Here is a 6,423-nt window from a genome sequence, read left to right as displayed (position 1 = left end):
GCGGGGGTCCACCCCCAGCCGCTCGGCCGCGGTCAGGTAGGGCGCGGGGTCGGGCTTGTTCGCGCTGACCTCGTCCCCCGCCACCGAGTCGTCGAAGCTCTCCAGGCCGATCCCGCCGATCGCGGCACGGATCAGCTCGCGCTCGGTGGAGGTCACCAACGACACCGGGATTCCCGCGCCGGACACCATCGCGACCAGCTCCTTGGCTCCGGGCCGCAGCTCGGCGCCGTCCTCCAGCTTGACGCGGAACTTCTCGTAGAGCCGGTCGGCGACCTGGCGCGGGGTCAGGTCGACGCCGGTCAGCCCGATGATGTACCGCCCCACGGGCTCGGCGGCGTTGCCGACGTTGCGCGCGTGGTCCTCCTCGGTCCACACCCCGCCCAGCTCCGCGACGAGTTCGGCCTCGGACTCCCCCCACAGCCCCTCGCTGTCGATGAGGGTCCCGTCCATGTCCAGGAGGACCGCCTGGAGGCGGCGCTCCCCGGCGGGCCCGTCCGCGCTCACGCGGCGGCCCGGAGTGCTCGGTTCGCTCATGCTCTCCGTGGTGCGGCCCCGCCCTGGGCGGACCGGCACCACGCTCTCCCCTCTCGTGTCGTTCGCGGGCGCCCCCGCGTCCCCGGGCGCCCGGGATCCCACCATCGTGGGCGGTCGCGGGTGCCCGGGACCTGACGTGTGTCTGTCGGCGCTCTGTCCGCACCGCGAACACTTCGGTCCGCCGGCCGCACGGCCGCGCCCCCGCCGCTGTCGCCAGCGGCGGGGCCGGGTGTGGAACGCCGATGGTACCGACCGGCGAAGACCGGTCAGACGTTGAAGTAGGTCGCCTCCGGGTGGTGGATGACGATGGCGTCGGTGGCCTGCTCGGGGACGAGCTGGAACTCCTCCGACAGCGTGACCCCCACCCGCTCGGGCTCCAGCAGGCGCATGATCTTGGCCCGGTCCTCCAGGTTGGGGCAGGCCCCGTAGCCCAGGGAGAACCGCGCGCCGCGGTAGCCGAGCTTGAAGAAGGCGTCGAGCTCGGCCGGGTCCTCACCGGCGAAGCCCAGTTCGGCGCGGACCCGGGTGTGCCAGTACTCGGCCAGCGCCTCGGTCAGCTGGACGGACAGGCCGTGCAGCTCCAGGTAGTCACGGTAGGCGTCTCTTTCGAACAGCTCCGCGGTGGCCCGGCTGATCGCCGAACCCACGGTCACGACCTGGAAGGACACCACGTCCAGCTCCCCCGACTCCTTGGGCCGGAAGTAGTCGGCCAGGCACAGGTGCCGGTCGCGGCGCTGGCGCGGGAACGTGAAGCGGGTGCGCTCGGTCACGCCGTCCTCGTCCAGCACCACGAGGTCGTCGCCCTCGCTGTAGCAGGGGAAGTGCCCGTGCACGACCGCCGCCTCCAGCAGGCCGTCGGTCTGGATGCGGTCCAGCCACATCCGCATGCGCGGGCGCCCCTCGGTCTCCACGAGCTCCTCGTAGCTGGGGCCGTTGCCGCCCCGCGAGGCCTTGAGCCCCCACTGCCCCATGAACGTCGCGCGCTCGTCGAGGAAGGCCGAGTAGTCGGCCAGCGGGATGCCCTTGCTGATCCGGTCGCCCCAGAACGGCGGCACGGGCACCCGGTTGTCGGTGGCCACGTCGCTGCGCGCGGGCATGTCCTCGGGCTCGGTCACCTTCAGGGTGGCTCCCCGGCGCACCCTGCGCTGGCGCAGCGCGGGCAGCTCGGCGCCCTCCTCGCCGCGCTTGACCGCCATGAAGCTGTCCATCAGGCGCAGCCCCTCGAAGGCGTCCTTGGCGTAGCGGACCTGGCCCTCGAACATCTCCGCCAGGTCCTGCTCCACGTAGGAGCGGGTGAGCGCCGCGCCGCCCAGCAGCACGGGGAAGCGTTCGGAGAGCCCCCGGGAGTTCATCTCCTCCAGGTTCTCCTTCATGATCACCGTGGACTTGACCAGCAGACCCGACATACCGATGACGTCGGCGCGCTCCTTCTCGGCCGCCTCCAGGATCGCCGACACCGGCTGCTTGATGCCGATGTTGACGACGTCGTAGCCGTTGTTGGACAGGATGATGTCGACGAGGTTCTTGCCGATGTCGTGGACGTCGCCCTTGACGGTGGCCAGGACGATACGCCCCTTGCCGTCGTCGTCGGTCTTTTCCATGTGCGGTTCGAGGTAGGCGACCGCGCCCTTCATGACCTCGGCGGACTTGAGCACGAACGGCAGCTGCATCTGCCCGGAGCCGAACAGCTCGCCGACGGTCTTCATGCCCTCCAGGAGGGTGTCGTTGACGATCGCCAGGGCGGGCCGCTCCGCCAGCGCCGCCTCCAGGTCGGCCTCGATACCGGTCATCTCACCGTCGACGATGCGCCGCTCCAGGCGCTCCCACAGCGGCAGGGCGGCCAGTTCCTCGGCCCGGGAGGCCCGCATGGACTTGGCGTCCACGCCCTCGAACAGCTCGATGAACCTCGACAGGGGGTCGTAGTCGTCGGCGCGCCGGTCGTAGACGAGGTCGAGGGCGACCTCGCGCTGCTCGTCGGGGATCTGGTTGATCGGCACGATCTTGGAGGCGTGCACGATCGCCGAGTCCAGCCCCGCCTCGACCGCCTCGTGCAGGAACACCGAGTTCAGCACGATGCGGGCGGCCGGGTTGACGCCGAAGGACAGGTTGGACAGGCCGAGCGTGGTCTGCACGTCCGGGTAGCGGCGCTTGAGCTCACGGATGGCGTCGAGGGTCTCGATGCCGTCGCGCCGTGTCTCCTCCTGACCGGTGGTGATGGGGAAGGTGAGGCAGTCGATGACGATGTCGCCGGTCCGCAGGCCCCACTCGCCGGTGATCTGCTCGATCAGGCGGGTGGCCACGCGCAGCTTCCACTCGGCGGTGCGGGCCTGGCCCTCCTCGTCGATGCACAGTCCGACCACGGCCGCGCCGTGCTCGGAGACCAACTCCATGATGCGGGTGAAGCGCGAGTCGGGGCCGTCGCCGTCCTCGTAGTTGACCGAGTTGATCACCGCGCGCCCGCCCAGCGCCTCCAGACCGGCCTCCAGCACGGCGGGCTCGGTGGAGTCGAGCATGATCGGCAGGGTGGAGGACGTGGCGAAGCGGGAGGCCAGCTCGCGCATGTCGCGGACACCGTCGCGGCCCACGTAGTCGATGTTGAGGTCGAGCAGGTGGGCGCCGTCGCGGATCTGGTCGCGCGCCATCTCCACGCAGTCGTCCCAGCGCTCCTCCAGCATGGCCGTGCGGAACTTCTTGGAGCCGTTGGCGTTGGTGCGCTCGCCGACCGCGAGGTAGCTGGCGTCCTGGCGGAAGGGCACGCTCTGGTAGAGCGAGGAGGCCGCCGCCTCGACGAGCGGCTTGCGGTCCTTGATCCCGCGTCCCTGAACGCGTTCGACCACCTGGCGCAGGTGTTCGGGGGTCGTGCCGCAGCAGCCGCCGACCACGCTGAGGCCGAACTCGGAGGTGAAGGTGTCGTGGGCGTCGGCCAGCTCGGCCGGGGTGAGCGGGTAGACCGCGCCGTCGGCCCCGAGCTGGGGCAGGCCCGCGTTGGGCATGCAGGAGATCGGGATGGGCGAGTGGTGCGACAGGTAGCGCAGGTGCTCGCTCATCTCGGCGGGGCCGGTGGCGCAGTTCAGGCCGATGACGTCGATGCCGAGCGGGGCCAGGGAGGTCAGCGCGGCGCCGATCTCCGAACCCATCAGCATGGTTCCGGTGGTCTCGATGGTGACCTGGGCGATGATCGGGACGTCCCTGCCCAGGGCCTTGCGGGCGCGCTGGGCGCCGACGACGGCGGCCTTGACCTGGAGCAGGTCCTGGCAGGTCTCGATGAGGATGGCGTCGGCGCCGCCGTCGATGAGCCCCCGGTGGCACTGCTCGTAGTGGTCGCGCAGGAGGGCGTAGGGGGCGTGGCCCAGGGACGGCAGCTTGGTGCCGGGGCCGACCGACCCGAGGACGTAGCGGGGGTGGTCCGGGGTGGAGTAGGCGTCGGCGGCCTCACGGGCCACGCGCGCGCCCGCCTCCGCGATCTCGTAGGCGCGGTCCTCGATGCCGTACTCGGCCAGACCGCCGTAGTTGGCGGAGAAGGTGTTGGTCTCGACGCAGTCCGAACCCACCGCGAGGAAGGCCGCGTGGGTGTCGTGGACGATGTCGGGGCGGGTGATGTTGAGGATGTCGTTACAGCCCTCGTGCCCCTCGAACTGGTCGAGGTCGAGATCGTGCGCCTGGAGCATGGTGCCCATCGCTCCATCCGCCACGATGACACGCTGGGACAGTGCTTCACGGAAGGTCAGGCGAGCTCTCATCATCCGCAACTCTAGTCTTGGGGGCGCCGCGGCGGCCCAGGCCGATCCACGCGGTGCGCGGTGCTGGGCCGACCCCCGGCGCGGTCGGGTCGGGCGCCTGGGGGACGGCTCTGTCCAACGCAGTCGCTGGCTGTGAGGCTACCCCATCAGGCGTTTCGCCATGTGAGACGTGCGTTCCACGATATGCGCGAAGAGCCCGTTCCGCACCGGTCCAATCAGACGGATTTCCGTCCGTTTCCGTGCGGGTGGCACAACGGGGTCCCGCCGGGGACGCCCGTCCGGGAGAGCGCAGAATCCCGGTTTCCAGGCCGGGGCACCACCCCATAGGGTGGAATCGTCCGCGCGCAGGAAGGGGCCGCCGAAATGATCAAGCTCACCCGGGAGCTTGTCGATCCTGTCCTGGTGGCGGCGTTCGAGGGATGGAACGACGCCGGGGAGGCGGCCACCCTCGCCGTCGAGCACCTGTCCACGGTGTGGGGCGCCCGTGAGCTGTGCGCGCTCACCCCGGACGACTACTACGACTTCCAGGTCACCCGGCCGCGCATGTCCGTGGTCAACGGCCTGGTCGGCAAGGTCGAGTGGCCCACGACCCGGGTGGCGTTGGCCACCCCGCCCGGTGCCCAACGCGACATCGTCCTGGTGAGCGGCCCCGAGCCGAACATGCGGTGGCGCTCGTACGCGGCCGACCTGCTGGCGATCGCTCGGCAGCTGGGCGTGAAGCGGGTGGTGATGCTGGGGTCGCTGCTGGCCGACGCGCCGCACACCAGGCCCATCCCGGTGACGGGGATCGCCTCGCCCGTGGAGGTGGGGGACGGGTACGGCCTGGAGCCGACCACCTACTCCGGCCCCACCGGGATCGTGGGCGTGGCGCACGAGACGTTCAGCGAGGTGGGCCTGGAGACGGTGTCGCTGTGGGCGGCCATTCCGCACTACGTGGCGCAGCCGCCGTGCCCGAAGGCGACCCTGGCGCTGCTGGGCTGGGTGGAGGAGTTCCTCGGGCTGTCGGTGCCGCTGGGCGACCTGCCCGAGGAGGCGGTGTCGTGGGAGGCCAACGTCAACGAGCTCACCGCCGAGGACGAGGACATCTCCGCCTACGTGCGTGGCCTGGAGGAGGCCAAGGACACCGCGGAGCTGCCCGAGGCCTCGGGTGACGCGATCGCCCGCGAGTTCGAGCGCTACCTGCGCCGCCGCGACGAGAGCTGAGGGCCCGACGGCGGCTGACGGCGTGACGGCCGCCGGAGGGAGTCGGCGGTTAGCATCGGGCGCATGGAGTTCAGCGAACGACCACACCCGGCGAGGGCGCCGCGACCGATCTCCGTCGAACAGGTGATGGCGGACCTGCCGCTGTTCGCCCCCGCCGGACGGACGGCCCCGGGCAGTCTGGGCGACGTCGGGCTCTCCCCCCTCCAGGACCACGTGCTGGAGTGCACTGTGCGCCACCCGGCCGTGGACGCGCGCACACCCGGCCTGGAGGTGACCACACGGCGCTGGCCGGACGCGGACTGGCCGCCCTTGAACGACCAGGTCCGGCGCTTCGGCGCGGGGCGCGACTTCCTCCGGCGAAGGGCCGAGGGCGACACTGACGCCGAGCCCCGTGTGCACCCCCTGGGCGCGGTGTGGTCCCGGTCGCTGATCGACGTCGACGGGTCGCCCTATCAGTGCGACGTGCTCCACTCGCCCTACTCCTGGGCCGCCGTCGCCATGGTGGAGCCGCACTTCGTCGTGCGCGTCACCGCCCTGTCGCCCCTGGAGTCGCCCCCGGCCCTGGAGCGGGTCCGCCACACCGGCGAGATCGAACCCGCGCCGAGCTCGGAGGCCGGGGAGTAAGCCGGGGGGCGGACGGGACACCAGGCGACACCGGGGGCATCCTGGACACATGACGCACCGTACGGACGGACACGGCGGCCCCGGCGGACACGGTGTCCCCGGCGCCGGAACGTTCCTCTACGACCGGGACTGCGGGTTCTGCCAGCGCGCGGCGGTCTTCGGCCGCGACCGGCTGCGTACCCGCACCAGGTTCGTCGCCTGGCAGGACTTCGACCTGGAGTCCGTGGGCCTCACGCCCGAGCAGGCCGACCGGGAGGCGTGGATCGTCTACCCCGACGGGCGCCGGTTCGCGGGCGGTGACGCGATCGCCGAGACGCTGATC

4 protein-coding genes and 1 pseudogene are annotated in these 6,423 nt (G+C 71.4%); 3 read left to right on the top strand and 2 right to left on the bottom strand.

Going from position 1 to position 6,423, the window contains the following annotated elements; translation table 11 throughout:
• Positions 1-534, bottom strand: a 534-nt coding sequence (locus tag D471_RS0104315) for an HAD family hydrolase (protein WP_040688312.1), incomplete at its 3' end; no start/stop codon positions are given.
• A gap of 266 nt (positions 535-800) precedes the next feature.
• On the bottom strand, positions 801-4,274 hold the full coding sequence (gene metH / locus D471_RS0104310; RefSeq protein WP_083924073.1) for a methionine synthase: 3,474 nt from the start codon (positions 4,272-4,274) through the stop codon (positions 801-803).
• A 363-nt stretch (positions 4,275-4,637) separates the two neighbouring features.
• On the opposite strand from metH, the gene D471_RS0104305 reads away from it, so the two are divergent.
• The 3 genes and pseudogenes from D471_RS0104305 to D471_RS32945 form a co-directional block, all read left to right on the top strand.
• A complete protein-coding gene (locus tag D471_RS0104305; RefSeq protein ID WP_017597489.1) occupies positions 4,638-5,477 on the top strand; it encodes a PAC2 family protein in 840 nt (279 codons plus the stop codon).
• A 63-nt stretch (positions 5,478-5,540) separates the two neighbouring features.
• Positions 5,541-6,101: a hypothetical protein gene (locus D471_RS37510; protein WP_017597488.1), complete on the top strand. Its 561-nt coding sequence runs from the start codon at positions 5,541-5,543 to the stop codon at positions 6,099-6,101.
• 49 nt (positions 6,102-6,150) lie between these two features.
• Positions 6,151-6,423, top strand: a pseudogene (locus D471_RS32945) (DCC1-like thiol-disulfide oxidoreductase family protein); the annotation flags it as partial.

The organism is Nocardiopsis lucentensis DSM 44048, assembly GCF_000341125.1.
Classification (GTDB): Bacteria; Actinomycetota; Actinomycetes; order Streptosporangiales; family Streptosporangiaceae; genus Nocardiopsis; species Nocardiopsis lucentensis.
This window is presented reverse-complemented; position numbering and strand designations above follow the sequence as displayed.

What these genes read in the sequence shown, in the direction of transcription:
- D471_RS0104305 (WP_017597489.1), top strand. Translation starts at nt 4,638, where the DNA reads ATGATCAAGCTCACCCGGGAGCTTGTCGATCCTGTCCTGGTGGCGGCG.
- D471_RS37510 (WP_017597488.1), top strand. Translation starts at nt 5,541, where the DNA reads ATGGAGTTCAGCGAACGACCACACCCGGCGAGGGCGCCGCGACCGATC.
- metH (WP_083924073.1), bottom strand. Translation starts at nt 4,274, where the DNA reads ATGAGAGCTCGCCTGACCTTCCGTGAAGCACTGTCCCAGCGTGTCATC.